We start from the raw sequence: 18,823 nt of genomic DNA, 5'->3' as shown, positions 1-18,823 counted from the left end.
ACAAGAACAGCAACGATGGCTACTGCAACAGTGTTCCCTCTTCGAGTTGGATCTTGGCTTCTTCGGGGGGGATGACTACGGCGGCGGCTACTTTGTCCTGGGAGTCGAGGTCGAGTAGCTTGACGCCCATCGTGCTGCGGCCTGCGGCGCGGATCGATTTGGTGTCGATGCGGATGATCTTGCCGAACTGGCTGATGACCATCAGCTCGCTGGTCTCGTCGACGAGGTTGATCTCGGTGACCTTGCCGTTCTTCGTCGATGTTTTGACGTTGATGACGCCCTTGCCGCCGCGGGTCTGGAGGCGGTACTGGTCGACGTCGGTGCGCTTGCCGTAGCCGTTTTCGGTGACCGAGAGGATGAGGCAGGGGGTGAGGCCGAGCTCCTTGTCGAGCTTGTCGAGCTTTTCGGTGCGGGCGGGCTCGGCTACGTCTTCGGGGTTGCCGGAGAGGTCGAGCGGGGTGGCGGCTGCGTCGTCGATGGCGGCTTCGAGTGCGTCGGCGAGGCCCTTCTTCTCGGCCAGCTCGCGGCGCTTGGCGTGGCGGGCTTCGGTGGAAGGCGTGACAGCTGCTCCGATGACGTAGTCTCCCTTTTTGAGCGCGATGCCGCGGTTGCCGGTGGCAGGGCGGCCCATGGAGCGGAGGTCGGTCTCGTTGAAGCGGATGGCCATGCCGTCGTGGGTGGCGAGGAAGATGACCTGCTGGCCGTCGGTGATGCGGGCGGTGATGAGCTCGTCTTCCTTGTCGATGTTGATGGCGATGATGCCGCGGGCCATGACGTTCGAGAAGTCCTTGAGGGCGGTCTTCTTCACCGTGCCGTTGCGCGTGGCGAAGAGGATGTACTTGCTCTCTTCGTTGAGGTCGCGGACGGGAAGAATGGTGACGACTTTTTCGCCGGGCTGGAGGGCGACGAGCGAGGCCATGGCCTTGCCCTTGCCTGCGGCGCCGATGTCGGGGACTTCGTAGACCTTGAGCCAGTAGACGCGGCCGGTGTTGGTGAAGCAGAGCAGATAGGCGTGGGTGGAGTCGATGATGAGCTGGGCGACGAAGTCCTCTTCGCGGGTCTTCATGCCGAGGCGGCCGGTGCCTCCGCGACGCTGCTGTCTATAGATAGAGATGGGCGTGCGCTTGAGGTAGCCGGTGTTGGAGACGGTGACGGCGACCTGCTCGTCGGTGATGAGGTCTTCGAGCTGAAGCTCGGTGGTCTCGTCGACGATCTGGGTGCGGCGAGGATCGCCGTAGCGGTCGCGAACGTCTTCAAGCTCTTTGACGATGACTTTGCGGAGCTTCTTTTCGCTGGCGAGGATGGACTCGAACTCTTCGATGTTGCCGCGGACCTCGGCCAGCTCTTTCAGGAGCTCGTCGATGGAGAGCTGCGTGAGGCGGTAGAGTTGCAGTTCGAGGATGGCGTCGACCTGGCGGTAGCTGAGGATCAGCGTGCCGGTGGTCGAGAAGGTCATGTCGACGTTGTACTTCGCCGGGTCGAGGGTGACGCCTGCCAGCTCGGTGCCGCGCAGGTTGATCGACTTGCCGCTGAAGTATTGGAAGAGGCGCTCGCGGGCTTCGGGGCGGCTGCCGGACTGGCGGATGATCTTGATGACGTTGTCGAGATGGTCGAGCGCGATCTGGTAGCCGAGCAGAATGTGCTCGCGGTCGCGGGCTTTGCCGAGCAGGAATGCGGTGCGGCGGCGGACGACTTCGACGCGATGGTCGAGGAAGGCGCGGATGGCGTAGTCGAGCGGCATGACCTTCGGCTGGCCGTTGTGAACGGCGAGGAAGATCATGGAGAAGCTCTCCTGCATCTGGGTGTGCTTGTAGAGCTGGTTGAGGACGATCTGCGACTCGGATCCACGCTTGAGGCCGATGTGGATTCTCATGCCGTCGCGGTCGCTCTCGTCGCGGAACTCGTCGCGGGCGATGTCTGTGATGACGCCTTCATTGACCAGCTCGGCGATGCGCTCGATGAGGCGGGACTTGTTGACCTGGTAGGGGATCTCGGTGACGATGATGGCCTGACGGCCGCCAGAGATGTTCTCGATGCTGCACTTGGAGCGCATGATGAAGCGGCCACGGCCAGTCTTGTAGGTCTGGGCGATATTGGAGCGACCGTAGAGGTAGCCACCGGTGGGGAAGTCCGGACCTTTGACGTGCTCAAGCACGGCGTCGATGCCGGCGTGGGGATCGTTGAGCAGGGTGATGCAGGCGTTGACGACTTCGGTGAGATTGTGCGGCGGGATGTTGGTCGCCATGCCGACGGCGATTCCGCCCGACCCGTTGACGATGAGGTTGGGGATGCGCGCGGGAAGGACGGTCGGCTCTAAGGTGGACTCGTCGTAGTTGGGCGCGAAGTCGACGGTGTCGGAGTCGATGTCGGCGAGCATCTCGCCCGCGATGCGGGTCATGCGCGACTCGGTGTATCGCATGGCGGCGGGTGGGTCGCCGTCGACCGAGCCGAAGTTGCCCTGGCCATCGACCAGCGGATAGCGGAGGGCGAAGGGCTGGGCCATGCGGACCATGGTGTCGTAGATGGAGGCGTCGCCGTGGGGGTGATAGTTACCCATGACGTGGCCGACGACCTTGGCCGACTTGGTGTACTTCTTGTTGAACTGGAGGCCCATCTCGGCCATGCCGTAGAGGACGCGGCGGTGGACGGGCTTGAGGCCGTCGCGAACGTCGGGCAGGGCGCGGCCAATGATGACGGACATCGAATAGTCGAGATACGACCGGCGCATCTCGTCTTCAATATTGATCGAGAGCATAAAGGCCGCGCCGCGACCCTGGACGGTGCTGGGGGGGCCGTCGGGGGGAGTGTTGGGGGAGTCGGAGCTGGAGCCTAGCGGGAGCTGGGGATTCTGATCATCTGCCATGGGTTTATGTATCTATTATAGAGGGTTTGCTTAGGAGAGTTATAGAGGGTTTAGCGGGTGGGCACGGAAGCGCCCAAGGCACGGGCGATGCTGGCTATTCGGATGAAAAACAGGCAACGGCAGGAGCAACGGCGAAATACACGGGTCGGCGTGCCTTTGGGGTTCTGACGGGGCAGCGGGGGCGTATCTTTGGCGAAAAAAATTGAAGTGACATCACAATCACTAATTTTTATAAGGCAACCACAGTACGTTTTATATACCTAACTGCGGCAACATATTGGGTTAGATGAATCTATGATTAATAATATCTGGCAATGAATCACCACTCAAAAATGAGCGGACATTCAATCGCATTGCGAGATGACCTACGTGAATGGGTGTTCACTAAGTCATTTGAATACTGTGGTTAATCTGATAAACGAACAGTTGTTTCAAATTGGTACGGCAAATGCACTTCATATGGTCACGGAATTGGTTCATTGGGCTTGAAGTCTGTTTTGTAGAAGACAGGATCGACCAAGCGGATTCGACGACGACTAAGGGGAGTTGACCATATGAAAAAGTTACTTGGGCTGGTGGTGATATTATTCACGACCTTGGCATTGGGTTACGGACAGGCCATTTCGGTAAATGGCGGATCGATTCAGGGAACCATCACCGATCCCAGCGGTGCGGTGGTTCCGGGTGCCAATGTGACGGTTACGGGCACGGAGACCGGATCGGTTAAGGTTTTGACGACGGACTCGGCGGGGTTTTATAGCCTTGGCCCTCTAAACCCCGGCAAATATAACGTGACGATCACGCTGTCCGGGTTCAAGAAGCTCTCCGTATCGACGATCATCCAGACAGGCACGGCGACGAATGGCAACTTCAAGCTGACCCTCGGTGAGTCGAGCGAGACGGTTGAAGTCAATGCGGGCGCGGTCCAGATCAATACCGAGCAGGCAGGCGTTTCGGGTGTCATTACAACGGCGCAGTTGGACACGCTGCCGGTGAATGGCCGCAACATTCTGGACTATGCGCAGCTTCAGCCTGGCGTTCAGTTGCAGCCCGGTGGAGATGCCGACGGTGGATTCGACCCGACGAAGGCCGGATATTCGGCGCTTTCGTTCAGCGGCGTCTCCGGACGCACCACACGTATTCTGCTCGACGGACAGGACGTGACCGACGAGACGGTTGGAACGACGATCTTCAATATCTCAGCCGGTTCTATCGGAGAGATTCAAGTCAACCGTGCCACCGCCGATCCTTCGGCCGACATTACGTCTTCAGGCTCTGTGCTGATGTCGACCCGGTCGGGAACGAACGGCTTCCACGGCCAGCTTTTCTATGACTTTCAAGACCAGCGGGCAGGCGCGGCATCCTTTGAAGGAGTCAACAGCCCATTCCAACGCAATCAGTTTGGCGGCAGCATCGGCGGCCCGATCATCAAAGACAAGCTGTTCTTCTTCGCCAATGCAGAGCGGTTGAAGCAGGATCAGTCTGCCGGACAGAATCTTCCTTCGATCTTCGCCGCGATTCAGAGCCAGTTTCCAGACGTTTCCAGCCCTGTGAGAGACACCTATTCGGCAGGACGGCTGGACTATAACGGGCCGTGGGGCACCCACATGTTTGCGCGCGTCAACTACGAAGCAAACTTCTTCGATACGGGAAACCAGTATTCGACTTATGCCAACCGCGATAACGCGCCGGGCATCGCAGGCGGCGCCGACTTCGCTCGCGGGCGATTCACCCATAGCTTTCGCGGAAGCTATGAGAAATTCCACAACCTGATTGTGGACACGACTCTCGGTAACGATGCGATCTACAATCCCATTGCCGGATTGGGCATCAGCTACGACGCGGCCCCGTTTACGAGCGGACCGAATCCGAATGCTCCCCAGCAGACCTTCCAGACCGACAAACAACTGCGGTATGACGGCAGTTGGACGAAGGGCGCGCACAACATACGCTATGGCGCCAGCCTGAACCGTATTCTGGGCGGCGGTCTTGCAGCTTTCTTTGGCTATGGTCCTCAGGTGACGCTGGACCCCGGAACGGTTTTGGCAAGCTGCCCAGGTGTGGCAGCTGGTGCTGCCTGCAATACCGATCCCGTGAATGGCTATTCACCTTATGCCGTCCAGATTTCAAACAATCAGGGATATGCTTCCGAGAAGCCGGGATTTGGTCTGCCGGGCGGCTATCAGGGAGACTGGCGCACTGGGTTCTATATTGTGGATGCCTGGAAGCTCAAGCCGACTTTCACTTTGACCGCCGGCCTGCGATATGACCGGGATACCGGACGCACGAACTCCGATCTTCCTGAAGTTCCCTGCTCCGAGATTGTGACAGCGAACTTCACGACGGCCCCTCCCTGCACGGGGAACTCTTCTCTGTTCGAGCAGTGGGGTTCTAACCTTGGCGGCAAGGTCAATCAGCCGAACAAGAACATTGCGCCCCAGCTTGGTTTTACCTATAACCCTGCTGCCGCGCAGAAGACAGTGCTTCGTGGCGCAATCGGCCTCTTCTTTGAGAGCAATGTGTTCAACAATGTGCAGTTCGATCGTGCATCGAGACTCCCGACCGGTGAGTTCGCCTCGTATCCAATCATCTGCCTTAACGGCGTTGACACGTATCCCATTCCGGGTAAAGGGAACGTAAGCGCGACGAGCACGGGTATACCGATCTCGACAATCTGCAGCGAATCGGTAGGACAGGCTGCACCTGCGATCCTGCAGTTGCAGGCGGATGCGCGCGCCGGAGGAAATGCGGCCATCGCAAACACAGGGTTTGCGGGTTACGGACTCTCCATTCAGAACGGCACGATTGCTTATGCGCCGAAGTATCAGTCACCCTACTCGATCAACATCAACTTCGGGATCCAGCAGCAGTTGGCTCCGGGCGTGGTGCTTTCCGCAGACTACGTGCACATGGCAACGCTTCGAATTCAACAGACGATCGATGCGAACCATGTAGGCGATTCAAGATACTTTGACGCAACCAATGCGAAGGCGGCGATTGCAAGGACGACCGCTTACGATCCGAACAATCCAACGAATACTTTCCCCTGCGGAGGCGGTACTAGCGCTTCAGCGATTACCTGCGCCATTGCGGCTGGTGCCACCATCACCAACTTCGCGTCGAATGGCCTTGATTCCGGAGTGGCCGTCAACGGCGGCGCACCGAATTCCATTGCTGGCAGTTCGGCAGCGGCGGCGTTTGATGGCGTCAATCCTGCGGTCGGCGTTGGCACCTTCTCGTACCCCATGGGCAAGGCGGGTTATGATGGGCTCCAGTTGGACCTTCGCGAACAGAAGGTTCATCCCATGCGCGGCGTAGCGGAGACGAACCTCGAAGTCTCCTATGCTTACTCCCGGATGATCTCGTCAACGGCGTATAACAACATCGGCACCTCCGATCCGTTCTTCTCGCCCCCGTCCTATGACAACCGTAACCCGACGCTGCATATGGGATATGGCGGCCTTGACCGTACCCATATCTTCTCGCTGGGCGGATCCATCCAACCGAAATACGGCCCGCGGATCGGCATCATTACCCATATTGATTCCGCCGTGCCGGCAAACCTTACGCTCGATCAGCAGGGCTCTAACCCCGGTGAGATCTTCCGCAGCGACGTGGATGGAGATGGACAGGTTGGAGACCTTGTTCCGGGAACCGATCCAGGCGCATACATGAGGAAGATCAAGCCGGGCAATCTGAATAACCTGATCAGCACCTACAACGCTACCCATGCGGGAACGCTGACGCCGGCTGGCCAGGCGGTTGTCGCATCCGGTGTCTTGACCAATGCCGAGATGATCCAGCTAGGCGCTGTGGAGCCGACGTTGGCCCAGGGCCCGAGCAGAGCGTATGCAAACCCGATGCTCAAGACCTTCGACGCAAACTTCTCCTATCCGATTCGCTGGAGCAAGTTGCCGGAAGGAATCAGCCTCGAGCCCTCGGTGTCGATCTATAACGTGTTCAACTTTGCAAACTACAACGCACTCTCGGTTGGAGGAGGCGGAGGAGGAACGATTCTTACACCGGGTGATTTAGCTAACAGCGGTGGCGGCGGAAACGTCAATGGACCTTCGGATTACGCTGCCTATAATGCGCAGCGTGTATCCCGCCGGACCGGAACGTTCGATCAGGGCGCGCCGCGTGCCACGGAGTTCCAACTGAAGATGAACTTCTAACCCGCTCTGGAGACAGGGCAATGGAAAAGGCGGAGAGCTTCGGCTCCCCCGCCTTTTTCTTTTAACTATGGCCTTTTGTGTGCGAAATGTCCGATTTTCGAACACGGACATAAATAGTCTTATATTTTGATTGATGTAGGACTGTTGTTGTCGTATATTCAGATTTATCAAGTTTTGCAATTCGTTTTTGCTTTTGAAGTAAGCAGGGATCGAGTAGAAGGTCCAGATCCCCGTGGAGTTTATCTCTTGGCGGAGACCACGGGAATCTGGAGGCTACAAGCCGTTTGGACGGCTGCAGGTTGTCTGGATTATAGGGTCGGTTCCCGGCCCGGGCAACTGCGGCGCTCCGCTTCGGTTCCACTCCTTCCATAGAAAGAATCTGGTTTCGAGCTTTGATGTGCTCGCCGGGCTTTGGCCATTGGCGAGGGCTTCAAGAGTAAGCGGTCAAGGACGAGGTATGCGCGTTTTCGGTGCCGAGGAGCTGGCTGCATGGATGTGAATCGCAGGGGACGCACGATGTTTCCGGTTTTGTGGGTGCGGTCTTTGCCTGGGCCTTTGGATGTTTGATTTGAGGAGAATGCAAGTGAAGCGGACTTTGAAGATGGTGGGTAAGGGTAAGAAGGCCGGCTGGAAGGTGGGGAGTCGGCGTGGGTGGTTGGCGATGGGAACGCTGGCGGCCTATGCGGTGATGGGTTCGAGTCGCGGCGCGATGGCGGCGGTGACCAACGATGCCGGAGCAGGCGGGGCGGGAGCGGGTGCACCGGCGGCGAACCTTCCGGTGAAGCGGTTTCACATTGCTACGGGGCCGTTGGATGCGGCCATCAAAGATTATGAGCAGGTGACCGGGCTGAAGGTGAATGTGACGTTGCCTGCCGGGACGCTGTCGGGATTTCAGACGCATGGCGTGAATGGGCTGCACACCGAGGAAGAAGGGCTGCGGCTGCTGCTCGAAGGAACGGGGCTGAGCTATGCGGCGCAGGATGCATCGACGATGGTGGTGGGGCTGCGCTACTCGGACTCGGTGAATGTGACGTCGTCGGGGTTGCCGGATGCGGTGTCGATGGCGAAGTTTTCGCAGCCGCTGATCGATACTCCACAGACGGTGGCGGTGGTGCCGCAGTTTGTGCTGCACGATGAGGGCAACTCGACGCTGCGGGATGCGCTGCGGAATGTTCCGGGCATCAGCATGGCGGCGGGCGAGAGCGGCGCGCAGGGCGACAACCTGACCATTCGCGGCTTTACGGCGCGCAACGATATCTTTCTGGATGGCATTCGCGACTTCGGCAGCTATTACCGCGACAGCTTTAACTTCGACCAGGTTGAGGTGCTGGAGGGACCGGCGGGCGTGCAGTTTGGGCGCGGAGCTACGGGCGGCATCATCAACCAGGAGAGCAAGGTTCCCGAGCTGCAGCAGTTTGTGAATGTGCAGACGCAGTTTGGCACGGATGCGACGCGGAGAATTACCGCCGACATCAATGAACCGCTGAAAGAGATTGGACATGGAGGCGCGGCGTTTCGGCTGAATGCTGTCGGGCAGGAGGGCGGTGTCGCTGGCCGACCACATGCCGAGATTCGACGGTTCGGGGTGGCTCCATCGATCTCGTTCGGATTGAATTCGACGACACCGTTCACGATCAGCTACTTCCATTACACCGAGAGCGATACGCCGGACTATGGTTTGCCGTGGCTGCTAAATGGCGTGGCTCCGGGACCGATCCGGCATAACTACTATGGCTTCCCTGACCAGAATTATCTGAGGACAAACGACGATATTCTGACGGCGAAGGTGAGCCATGCGTTTGGCGAGAATGTGAGCGTACACAGCATAGCGCGGTGGGCGAACTATCCGCGGCAGGCGCAGATTACCGAGCCGCAGATCTGCTCGAACGCTGCGATCAGTGTGCCTGTGGGCGGTGTGGTCGCTTCCCTGCCAACGAGCGCGGTCAACCCGACCCAGCCTTGTAACTACACGCAGGCATCCGATCCAGCGACGATTGCGGTGAATCGAAATCAGTTGCAGATCAAGAGCGTCGAAGGCGATCTATGGGACCAGACGGAATTGACGGCGCGGTTCAAGGTGCTGGGAATGCGGAATGATTTCGACGGCGGCGTCGAAGGCGGGCAGGAGGTATCGAACCCTATTCGCACCAGCTACACGATCAAGGGCGTCAATACTGTTCCTTCGACGAACCTGTTGCACCCGAATGCTGCTGACTCGTTTGGCGGGACCGGATACATCACCACGGTGGTACACACGAAGTCGCAGAGCATGGGAGTCTACTTCGTCGATACGATTCATCTTGGGAACCTGTTTGAGCTGAGCGGCGGGGTTCGCTGGGACTACTTCGATACGGTTTATAACTCGTACCAGCCGGTCGCTCCACCAGCAGGCGGCACGGTGAGCGCGCCGATTGGGCCGATCAGCAGGCTGGACAAGCAGCCGAGCTATCGCGCGGCGTTTGTGTACAAGCCGACGAAGCATGGCAGCGTGTATTTCGACTATGGAACGAGCTTCGATCCGGCGGCAGAATCTCTCAGCCTGAGCGTGCCGACGGCGGCCAGCTCGCTGGCTCCGGAGAAGAACGAGACCTACGAGGCCGGCGCGAAGTACAGCCTGTTGCATGAGCGGCTGCTGCTGGATGGCGCGTGGTTCCGCACGGAGAAGGACAATGCCAAGGAGACTGATCCGACGAACTCGAACAACATCGTGAACTCGGGCAACCAGCTGGTGAAGGGCGTGCAGTTCAGCGCGGTGGGCAGGCTGCCGCAGGGCACCGACGTTGTGCTGGGCTATGCGTATCTCGATAGCGCCGTGATCTCTTCGAAGTTTTATCCGGCCTCGGTCGGATATCAATTGGCGAATGTACCGAAGCAGACGTTCAATGCGTTCATCACGCAACGGCTTCCGCTGCGGCTGAGCGCGGGGTTGGGTGGCAATTATGTTGCCAGCCGTACGGCGAGCTCGACGGTGCCTTATGTGCCGACCGGCTTTGCGCCGAATCCGAATGGGCCGGGCTATGTCGTCACCAGTATTGCGATGAAACAGGTGCCGGGCTACTGGGTCTTCAACGCGATGATGCGGCGGCCGGTGACGGACAGGCTGGAGTTGCAGGCGAATGTGTATAACCTGCTGAACCGGTTCTATATCGATCAGCCGCATCCGAGCCACCTGATTCCGGGTGCTGGTTTGAGTGCGCTGATTGGAGTGAACTTCAAGTTCTGATTTGCGCGGTGGGCGCTGTTGGGTGCGGCGGAGTCTTTTGGACTTCGCCGCGCTTTGTTTGGGATTTAGATGCGGCTTTGAGGTTGTGCGGGGGAAGGCAAAGGCGAAAGGCGAAATACAGGGGTCTCTCCACTCCGCTTCGCTCCGGTCGAGATGACGTGCCTTTTTGCTGGGTCGAGATGATGTGCATTGGTGCTGGGTTGAGATGACGTACAGTTTTGCTGGGCTTGAAATGATGAGTTGATAGTTTTGGAGTGATAAGGTTTTTGCGATAGGGAGAGACGACGATGCTGATTACGATTCCTGATGTGTTGACCGCCGCGCAGGTGCAGCAGGCGCGGGCGAAGCTCGATGCCGCCGATTGGGTGGACGGCAAAGTGACGGCTGGATACCAGGCACAGAAGGTGAAGGAGAACCATCAGTTGCCGGAGGGTCATCCGGTGGCGGTGGAGCTGGGCGAGATGGTGCTGGGTGGGCTGGCGCGGTCGCCGCTGTTTATGTCGGCGGCACTGCCGCTGCGCGTGTTTCCGCCGATGTTCAACCGCTATACCGGCGGCGGGCATTTTGGCACGCATGTGGATACGGCGATACGCCAACTGGTCACGACCGGGCAGAGGATTCGTACGGATATTTCGGCGACGCTGTTTTTGACGAAGCCGGAGGAGTATGACGGCGGCGAGCTGATCGTCGAGGACGTCTATGGGTCGCACTCGGTGAAGCTGCCTGCGGGGCATATGGTGTTGTATCCGGCGACGAGCCTGCATCGCGTGGAGCCGGTGACGCGAGGCGCGCGGGTGTCGAGCTTCTTCTGGATTCAGAGCATGATTCGCAGCGATGCCGATAGGTCGATGCTGTTGGATCTGGATACGGCGATTCAGACGCTGGCGAAGGATGTTCCGGGAAATGCGGCGGGAGTGCAGTTGACGGGGGTTTATCACAACCTGCTGCGGCGCTGGGCAGAGATGTAGCGGTCGCGCAAGTCGGAAAGGTGTAGACACCGGCGAAATTTACGCTCACAATAGCGCCACTCGATTTCTGGAGGGTTTTTATGAACCGGAGATTTGGGCCCTCTTTTTTATTTGCGAGTTTTCTGGCGCTGATTTTGTTGCCCGGTGCCGGTTGGAGCGCTCCGCAGGTCGCTGCCGATGCGACCTATGCGAAAAAAATTGAAGCCATGCTGCCGCCGAAGGTGGAGTGCGTGGCCTCTTCGTCGAACGTAGCCACCGGGCAGAGCGTAACCGTAACCGCTCGTGTGCAGGGCGTCTCGGCGCGGCTGGTGTACAGCTTTTCAAGCAGCGGCGGAAAACTCTATCCCAACGGGAGCACGGCGCGGCTGGACACGGCGGGAGTGCCTGCGGGGACAGCGATCTCGGCGAACTGCGTCGTGGTGGATGGAGCAGGGCTACGGAGCTCGGGTGTGGCTACTGTGCGTGTCGTCGCAGCTACAACCCCGACGAGCGCGCCGCCGCCAGCGACGAATACAGACAAGACGTACGCCGAATTGCAGGCGATGAATGCGGCGATCAATGCTCAAACGGCTTCGGTAAAATCGAAGAACGAAGATTTCGACAACGAAATTATTCGTGAGTCGAAGGCGGGTTCGCCGATCGGCGGACACGCGAAGAGTACGGCCAACCACGCTGGTCAGCAGGCACAAGGCGGATCCGGCCAGTCACAGGGCGCATACGATCAGGCAGCAGCTCCCCCTTCAGGTGGAGAGACGCAGACGGCCGGCAAAGTGAGTTCCGTGAGCCCGTCCAGCACGCCTCCGGTCATGGCAGCCGCGGTGGCACCTCCTCCTGCGCCGCCACCGGCAGCAGCGGGCGTCGATCCATATCAAGAGAGCGAAGTGCGCGCGCAATGGGTGAAGGCGGTTAAGGATGGAAGAATCGACTACGCGATTCCAACTCCGATGAAGTTGCATGAGACGGCTGTCGTCACGGTCGTTCTGCATGGGTTTGCGGATGCCAGCCCAAACGACCTGGCTGGAGCCAAGGAGGGCACCCTTAAAGTCTCCCCTTACATGCGGATGCAACTCACCGCGGACAATCCGGATGAGTTTGACATTGATCCGAAGATCGGGGCAGTCCTGCCAGTGCCGATTGACAGTTCGGCGAAATGGACGTGGAACGTTGTACCGAAACAACCTGCGGCCAATCAGAAACTGACGATTGAGGCTTTCCTTGTCTATACCGAGACTGGGGATAACCCCCAGGAGTTGCTTCCAAGCTATATCGCGACGGTGAACGTAAGCGTGCCTGGATTCTGGGAGGCGCTGCGGGAAGAGTTCTGGAACAATCCGTCAGGGGCGATCAAGTATGTGTTGCCGGGAGGAGCAGGGTTTACCGCTCTTGCCGGGCTGATCGTATGGTGGTGGAAGCGGCGGCATCCTTCGGAGAGCAAATCGGATAAGGAGGAGTAGGCGTGGGTCACTGCCTCTGAACCACGTCTACTCCGCACACTGATCGCTGTTTCCTTACGGTGTAGTCATGTAAAAACTAAAGAAACGCAGATTCCCTTCGGGAATGACAACAAAATAGGGCAAAAGCGCCGCCTTCGGTCGAGATGACGTGCGTTTGTGGTGCCTCTTCTCTACGCTATTCAGCTTTGCCAAGGGTCTTATCTTTGTAGGCTTTTTGCAGGACGAAGAAGGCTTGCTTCTTTTCGCCCTGGTCGGAGATGAGGCCCTTGCGGTTGAAGTTGTCCTGCAGGCCGGGTAGTGTGCGCATGGGAGAGCGGAAGTCCATGAGCACCCAGGCGCTGGTACCGCGAAGCTGCGGGATGCGGTTGAGCATGGGGATCTGGTGCTTGTAGACGTCGGCCTGATACTCCTCTGTCCAGCGCTCGGTGGCGGGGCCGTGGTGGCCGGCGCGGGCGGCGGCACCGAACTCCGACATGATGACGGGCTTCTGGTAGTGAATGTCCCAGGTGGTGGTGTCGGCTCCGGCGGGCTTCTGCTCGTACCAGCCGATGTACTCGTTGGTGCCGATGACGTCGAGCGCCTTGCCGAGCGGATCATCGACGATCTTGACGGAGCCGTTGGCGGTCTTCTGGGTTTTGACCAGCAGAGCGGCGGTGACGAGGCGGGTGGGGTCGAGCTGGCGGGTGAGGTTGGCCATGGTGGTGAGGTATTTGGTGCGCGCCTCGGTGTCGGGAGTTTCGTTGGCGACGGACCAGAGGATGATGGAGGCCTTGTCGCGGTCGCGGCGGATCATCTCGCCGAGCTGCTGTTTGGATTTGGCGAGGACGGCGGGGTTGTCGAACTGGAGCGCCCAGTAGTCGGGAATCTCGGACCAGACGAGGATGCCGAGGCGGTCGGTGGCGCGGGTCATGCGCTGATCGTGTGGGTAGTGGGCGAGGCGGACGTAGTTGCAGCCCATCTCTTTGGCCCAGCCGAGCAGCGTGTCCACGTCTTTCTCGCTGTAGGCGCGTCCGGTGCGGTAGGGGGCTTCGGCGTGGACGGAGACGCCGCGCAGGAAGATAGGTTTGCCGTTGAGCAGAATCTCGGTGCCGCGGGTTTCGATGGTGCGGAAGCCCATCTCGTCTTCGAGGCGATCGGAGCCAGAGGCGAGGTCGACCTTGTAGAGTTTGGGGTTGTCGGGCGACCACAGGCTGAGTGATTTGACGGGGAGCTTGATGGCGGCGCGGGCATTCGCATCGACGGTGGCGTGGGTGGTGGCGTGCAGCTCGGGGATGGAGACGGTGACGTCTGTGCCGGGAGTTGCGTTTTCTACGTGGACGTAGCCTTCGATGAGATCGTGGTCGGCGCGGCTGAGATGGAGATCGTAGTCGTCGATGAACTGCTGAGGTACGTCGACGAGAGAGACGTCGCGGGTGAGGCCGCCGTAGTTCCACCAGTCGGTCTGGAGAGTGGGTACACCGTCGGCGGAGCGAGTGTTGTCTACGGCGACGACGACGAAGTTATCGCCATCTTTGACGACGCCGGTGACGTCGCAGTCGAAGGGAGTGAAGCCGCCCTCGTGCTCGCAGACTTTTTTAGTGTTGACCCAGACGTGACTGCGATAGTTGGCAGCGCCGAAGTGGATGAAGGTGCGGGTGTTGGGCTTGGGGCTGTACTTAAAGTCCTTCTCGTACCACAGGACGCCTTCGTAGTAGAAGAGGTCGCGGCGCTGCGTGTTCCAGTCGCCGGGAACCTTGAGCGTGGGAGAGGTGGCGAAGTTGTATTCGAGCGGCTCACCGTTGTAGGCCTTCGTCCCGTTCATGAAGTAGCCGTCTGCCTTGATCTCGTGATGGAAGTTGTAGAGGCCGGTGGAGTAGGGATCGACGATGGTGTGCCAGTCGCCATCGAGCGAGGTGGCGGCGCGGTGGTCGATGTCCACCAGCAGCGTGGTATCGGCGGTCTGCGCGTGGGCGGCGGCTGAGGAGAGCAGGAGGGCAGTGCTTAGAGTGGCAAGGAGGGTTTTGCGCAGGCGGCAGAAGGCTTCAGGGAACATGGCGACCATCATACGAGGTCGTACCAATGGGTGGCTATTGATTGTGAAACAGGTAACGGCGAAATACAGGGGTCTCTCCACTCCGCTTCGCTCCGGTCGAGATGACGTGCGGTTGGGGCTGGTGCGAGCGGTCGAGATGACATGGTTCTGAGGCTGCTTAAAGCAGATCCTTCGCCTGCGGCGAAGGATGACAATACTTTGGGACATGGCTGCTGCTTGGGAGCCGGTTTACTGCGAGGCAGGCGGCGATGGTTCTTCTGCCCATGGGAGAAAGAGCGAGAAGATGGTGCCGTGGTGGACGGAATGCTGTGTGCTGCGGAAGCTAAGACGTCCCTGATGGCGGCGCACGATTCCGGCGGAGATCCAGAGGCCGAGCCCGGTGCCGTTGAGGTCTTTGGTGGTGTAGAAGGGCTCGAAGAGGCGGGTTTGCACCTCGGGTGACATGCCGTGTCCGGTGTCGGCGATGGTGATGCGGATGCCCTGCCGACTCTTCGGAGAGTTCTCCGAATGGTCGGTGGTGTCGTGGGCGCGGACGATGAGGCGGCCGCCCTGGCGCATGGCGTCAATGGCGTTGGCGATCAGGTTGTTGAGGACCTGGCGGATGTCGTTTTCAAAGCAGAGGATGCGGGTCTGAGTGGCGTAGCAGGCTTCGACCTTGACGCTCGAATTGGCGAGACGGCCCTGATAGAGATTGAGGACGGCGTCTACAAGATCGGCAGCGGTGACATTGGTGGCGCGAACGGCCTGACGGTGGAAGCGGAGCGTCTGGGTGGCGATCTGGCAGACACGCGAGAGCTCGCTCTGCGCCGTGTGCAGGTAATCCCGCGCTCCGGGAGACAGATCGTCGGAGAGATTGATCAGATAAAGGAGGTTGGTGATGGCTTCGAGCGGGTTATTGATCTCGTGCGAGATGGAGCTTGCGAGGCGACCGACGGCGGCAAGCTTCTCACTCTGGATGAGAGCGCTCTCGGCCTTCTTCTGATGGGTAATCTCTACGATGACTGCGGCGATGGCCTCAACTTTTCCTTCGGCGCCATAGACCGGAGAGTAGTTGACGCTCCAGAAGCGATGCTGGCCGGGGCGGCTGGGAAGTTCGCCTTCGAGGATGTGGTTCCTGACCACTTTGCCGGCGGCGACCTGTTGAAACAGCTCTTTCAGCCCGGCGAGCGGAGCGATCTCGTTGATGGAACGGCCTAGAATCCTGTCCTTGGGTAGACCGATGATCGCAGCCTGATGGTCGTTGACGCGCAGGTAGCGGAACTCGACGGGATCGAAGAGCGCGAGGCCGACGGGAGCAGTGTCGTAGATGGTTTCTAGTTCGGTGCGCTGACGCTCGGTCTCCGCCTGCTTTTGCAGTAGCATCTCGGCGAAGGTCTTGCGGTCGTCGATGTCGATGGCGACGCCCAGCCAGTAGAGAATCGTGCCGGATGCGTCGCGGATCGGTTGAGCGCGAATCCACCACCAGCGCGGCAGACTGTCGCGGGCACGGAAAAGGCGGGCCTCGATATCGTACTCGGCAGCGGTAGAGACGCAGACCGCCCATGCGTCGAGGACGCGGGTGCGGTCGTCGGGATGGAAGGCGGTAATCCAATGGTCGAGGTCGGCGGTCGTGAAGCCGAGGTAGTCGCTGAAGCCATGATTGGCGTAGGTGATCCTGCCGTTGGCATCGCCCATCCAGATGGCCTGAGGATTGAGGTCTGTCAGAGCCCGGTAGCGAAGCTCGCTTTCGCGGAGCGCCTCTTCGGCCTGTCGCCGCTCGGTGATGTCGCGAAAGAAGATGATGATGCCGTCGTCGGAGGGAATCGACTGGATGTTGAGCCACAGGTCGACCGGCGCGGGATAGTACGCCTCGAACTCGGTCGGGACGCGCTGCTCCATGGCTTTGCGATAGTTGGAGCTGAAGGGCTCCTGCCTGCTGTGGTGCAGGCATTGCCAGAGGTTATCCCCGGCAAGCGGCCCGGAGGCGAGCATGTCGACGGCGCGCCAGTTGGCGAAGGTGAAGTTCCAATCGCGGTCGAGGCAGGCGATGGAATCGGGCATCGCGTCGAAGGTCTGCTGAAGGCGCCTGGTTGCGATGTCACGGGTCTCCCTGGCTAGCTTGGCGGCGGAGATGTCTTTATAGAAGACGGCCAGCCCATCCGCCAAGGGAGTTACCAGGATATCCATCCAGAGGCCAACCGGAGCGCAATAGAACTCGAACTGGCGCGAAACGCGATTGTGCATGGCGGCCAGAAAATTCTCTTCGAGGATGGTACCTCGCGATTCCGAACGTATGTCCCAGTAGATTTTGCCGATGAAACCATCCGTCTCCAACTGGCTGATACGGATGGCCTGAGGATTCGCGTAGACGATGCGGAAGTCGCGGTCGAATGCAATGATGGCATCGGGCGACGCGTCGAGAAGCGCGGCGAAGTCCAGACCCGCTGCCTTGAAAGAGGCTGCTTGCACAGACTCTGCGAGAGACGCCGTATTTAAGGAAGGCGTGGGAGGCATGGCGGATGTCTCAGTGTACTGCGATTAGTCTACGGCCTCGGCGAGTGGAAGGGGCTCAGAGGTGCGAAGAGATTCAAGCTGCGTGATGCGCCGCTCCAGCGCCGCGACCGTGGAATGCAGCGTAATGACTTCTTCGTGAAGACTGACGAGCAGTTCGCGCGAGGAACCTGTGCTGTGGCCGCTGTCGGGCAGAGGCTGCGACCATGAAGACGGCGGCGCGGAGACGGCGATTGGGCCGCCCAGCAGATGCATGTAGCGGGACTCGCGCGCGCCGGGCTGACGCGGCAGCATGATCACGAGTGGTCCGGTGGCGTCGGGAGTTTCTGCATCCTGAGCAGGCTGGGGACGGGAGGCGAGGCGGTCGAGCGTGCTGGTGACGGAACCAATGTCATCGAAGGTGTAGAGGCGGTCCGCGCGGCTGCGCAGTTCGCCGGGGGTCTGTGCGCCGCGCAGCATCAGCAGGCAGAGAACGGCGGTCTCGTCTCGACGAAGATTCAGCACGGTACGGATGCGGTGCTCGTACTTGGGCACGCGGCTATCGTTGACGGGAGCGGTGAGCTTGAGGTCTTCGAGCGAATGGATTGCCTGGCGCACCTCGTCTTCGGCCAGATTGAGCACGGGATCGCGGCTGGAGCGCTGGTTGCACGCGTTGACCAGAGCATTGAGCGAGAGCGGATAATTTTCCGGAGTGGCAATCTCTTTTTCGACAAGCGCGCCGAGTACGCGGAGCTGGATAGGGTCGAGCGTCATAACTTAATGATTACACAATGGATCGTGGACAGACTGATGGCTTTCGGCCTGAGTGCCGAAGTAACCGAAATGGAACTGTGACCTAAAAGTTACATGCGGGAAGAGCATTTTGAAGATTATGGTTGTTTGGAGACGATAAAATTGAATTCTCGAATGGCGTTTAGCAAATGCCATTGGAGTTCGACCATTTAGACAATCAGATCCCGGGGGATGTGCGGATGAGGCTTCGTTTTAACAGGTGGGTGACGGCTGTGGCTGTTGCTGCGGCGGTGCTGATGGTGGGCGGATCGGCGAAGGCCGCGGAGCCGACAGAGACACTGCAGGGCAAGAACTATTCGCTGCATCTCTATCAGTTGCATACGGGGGAGAGCCTTGATGTGGTGTACCGGGTGGGGGACACCTATATTCCGGAGGCGCTCGACAAGCTGAACCATTTTCTGCGTGACTATCGGACCGACACGGTCAAGACATACGATCCGAAGGAGTTCGATGTACTGCACTCGCTGATGGCGAAGTTGAGACGGCCCAATGGGGTGATCGATATCGTCTGCGGCTATAGGACTCCGGAGACCAATCACTTTTTGCGGACGCGGGCAGCCAGCACCGGCGTGGCAGAGCATAGCCAGCATATTGCGGCGAAAGCGATTGATATCCGCGTGCCGGGCGTGTCGACCGTCAGGCTGAGGAATGCGGCCCTAAGCCTGCATGAAGGCGGCGTGGGGTACTATCCGACGTCGCAGTTCGTGCATGTGGATGTGGGACCGGTAAGGGAGTGGTCGTATGGACGGGTGCGGTCGCGGCATCGGCACTCCCGGACTCGAGTGCGCGCACTGGGCGAGTAGCGGGTGATTTGCCTGATGGCAAG

The 18,823-nt window shown here is 59.4% G+C and carries 10 protein-coding genes; 6 read left to right on the top strand and 4 right to left on the bottom strand.

Annotated features, from left to right (window positions below; translation table 11 throughout):
* Positions 1–19: 19 nt before the first annotated feature.
* Positions 20–2,863 carry a DNA gyrase subunit A gene (gyrA, locus tag GSQ81_RS16555; RefSeq protein ID WP_158911750.1) on the bottom strand — a complete coding sequence of 948 codons (2,844 nt, stop codon included), beginning with the start codon at positions 2,861–2,863 and terminating at the stop codon, positions 20–22.
* Positions 2,864–3,417: 554 nt separating this feature from the next.
* Between gyrA and GSQ81_RS16550 the strand changes: the two genes are divergently transcribed.
* From GSQ81_RS16550 to GSQ81_RS16535, 4 genes are all read left to right on the top strand, one after another.
* Positions 3,418–7,038 carry a TonB-dependent receptor gene (locus tag GSQ81_RS16550; protein ID WP_158911749.1) on the top strand — a complete coding sequence of 1,207 codons (3,621 nt, stop codon included), beginning with the start codon at positions 3,418–3,420 and terminating at the stop codon, positions 7,036–7,038.
* 577 nt (positions 7,039–7,615) lie between these two features.
* Positions 7,616–10,261, top strand: coding sequence for a TonB-dependent siderophore receptor (locus GSQ81_RS16545; protein ID WP_158911748.1), 2,646 nt, complete (start codon positions 7,616–7,618; stop codon positions 10,259–10,261).
* A gap of 287 nt (positions 10,262–10,548) precedes the next feature.
* Positions 10,549–11,229 (top strand): Fe2+-dependent dioxygenase, encoded by a 681-nt coding sequence (locus GSQ81_RS16540; protein ID WP_158911747.1) that lies wholly within the window; start codon positions 10,549–10,551, stop codon positions 11,227–11,229.
* Positions 11,230–11,309: 80 nt separating this feature from the next.
* Entirely contained in the window at positions 11,310–12,683 is a 1,374-nt protein-coding gene (locus GSQ81_RS16535) for a hypothetical protein (protein WP_158911746.1), read from the top strand.
* A 175-nt stretch (positions 12,684–12,858) separates the two neighbouring features.
* On the opposite strand, the gene GSQ81_RS16530 is transcribed toward GSQ81_RS16535, so the two are convergent.
* Entirely contained in the window at positions 12,859–14,715 is a 1,857-nt protein-coding gene (locus GSQ81_RS16530; protein WP_158911745.1) for a glycoside hydrolase family 2 protein, read from the bottom strand.
* Here GSQ81_RS16530 and GSQ81_RS16525 point away from each other — a divergent pair.
* Positions 14,714–14,866 carry a hypothetical protein gene (locus GSQ81_RS16525; RefSeq protein WP_158911744.1) on the top strand — a complete coding sequence of 51 codons (153 nt, stop codon included), beginning with the start codon at positions 14,714–14,716 and terminating at the stop codon, positions 14,864–14,866. The genes GSQ81_RS16530 and GSQ81_RS16525 overlap by 2 nt on opposite strands.
* Before the next feature lie 77 nt (positions 14,867–14,943).
* Here the strand turns inward: GSQ81_RS16525 and GSQ81_RS16520 are convergent, their stop codons facing one another.
* Both GSQ81_RS16520 and GSQ81_RS16515 read right to left on the bottom strand, forming a co-directional pair.
* Positions 14,944–17,163: a PAS domain-containing sensor histidine kinase gene (locus GSQ81_RS16520; protein WP_158911743.1), complete on the bottom strand. Its 2,220-nt coding sequence runs from the start codon at positions 17,161–17,163 to the stop codon at positions 14,944–14,946.
* A 69-nt stretch (positions 17,164–17,232) separates the two neighbouring features.
* Positions 17,233–17,958, bottom strand: a complete 726-nt coding sequence (locus GSQ81_RS16515) for a YceH family protein (protein WP_158911742.1) — start codon at positions 17,956–17,958, stop codon at positions 17,233–17,235.
* Positions 17,959–18,176: 218 nt separating this feature from the next.
* On the opposite strand from GSQ81_RS16515, the gene GSQ81_RS16510 reads away from it, so the two are divergent.
* Complete coding sequence (locus tag GSQ81_RS16510) at positions 18,177–18,800, top strand: DUF882 domain-containing protein (protein ID WP_158911741.1); 624 nt, start codon at positions 18,177–18,179, stop codon at positions 18,798–18,800.
* Positions 18,801–18,823: the final 23 nt, after the last annotated feature.

Source organism: Granulicella sp. L56 (genome assembly GCF_009765835.1).
Lineage (GTDB): Bacteria > Acidobacteriota > Terriglobia > Terriglobales > Acidobacteriaceae > Edaphobacter.
The sequence above is the reverse complement of the archived record's forward strand: the minus strand, read 5'-3'. Positions and strand labels throughout refer to the sequence as shown.

Bases quoted from the DNA above. Each gene is read 5' to 3' on its own strand.
- GSQ81_RS16535 (WP_158911746.1), top strand. From the start codon at position 11,310: ATGAACCGGAGATTTGGGCCCTCTTTTTTATTTGCGAGTTTTCTGGCG.
- GSQ81_RS16545 (WP_158911748.1), top strand. From the start codon at position 7,616: ATGCAAGTGAAGCGGACTTTGAAGATGGTGGGTAAGGGTAAGAAGGCC.
- GSQ81_RS16550 (WP_158911749.1), top strand. From the start codon at position 3,418: ATGAAAAAGTTACTTGGGCTGGTGGTGATATTATTCACGACCTTGGCA.
- gyrA (WP_158911750.1), bottom strand. From the start codon at position 2,863: ATGGCAGATGATCAGAATCCCCAGCTCCCGCTAGGCTCCAGCTCCGAC.
- GSQ81_RS16525 (WP_158911744.1), top strand. From the start codon at position 14,714: ATGGCGACCATCATACGAGGTCGTACCAATGGGTGGCTATTGATTGTG.
- GSQ81_RS16515 (WP_158911742.1), bottom strand. From the start codon at position 17,958: ATGACGCTCGACCCTATCCAGCTCCGCGTACTCGGCGCGCTTGTCGAA.
- GSQ81_RS16540 (WP_158911747.1), top strand. From the start codon at position 10,549: ATGCTGATTACGATTCCTGATGTGTTGACCGCCGCGCAGGTGCAGCAG.
- GSQ81_RS16510 (WP_158911741.1), top strand. From the start codon at position 18,177: ATGAGGCTTCGTTTTAACAGGTGGGTGACGGCTGTGGCTGTTGCTGCG.
- GSQ81_RS16530 (WP_158911745.1), bottom strand. From the start codon at position 14,715: ATGTTCCCTGAAGCCTTCTGCCGCCTGCGCAAAACCCTCCTTGCCACT.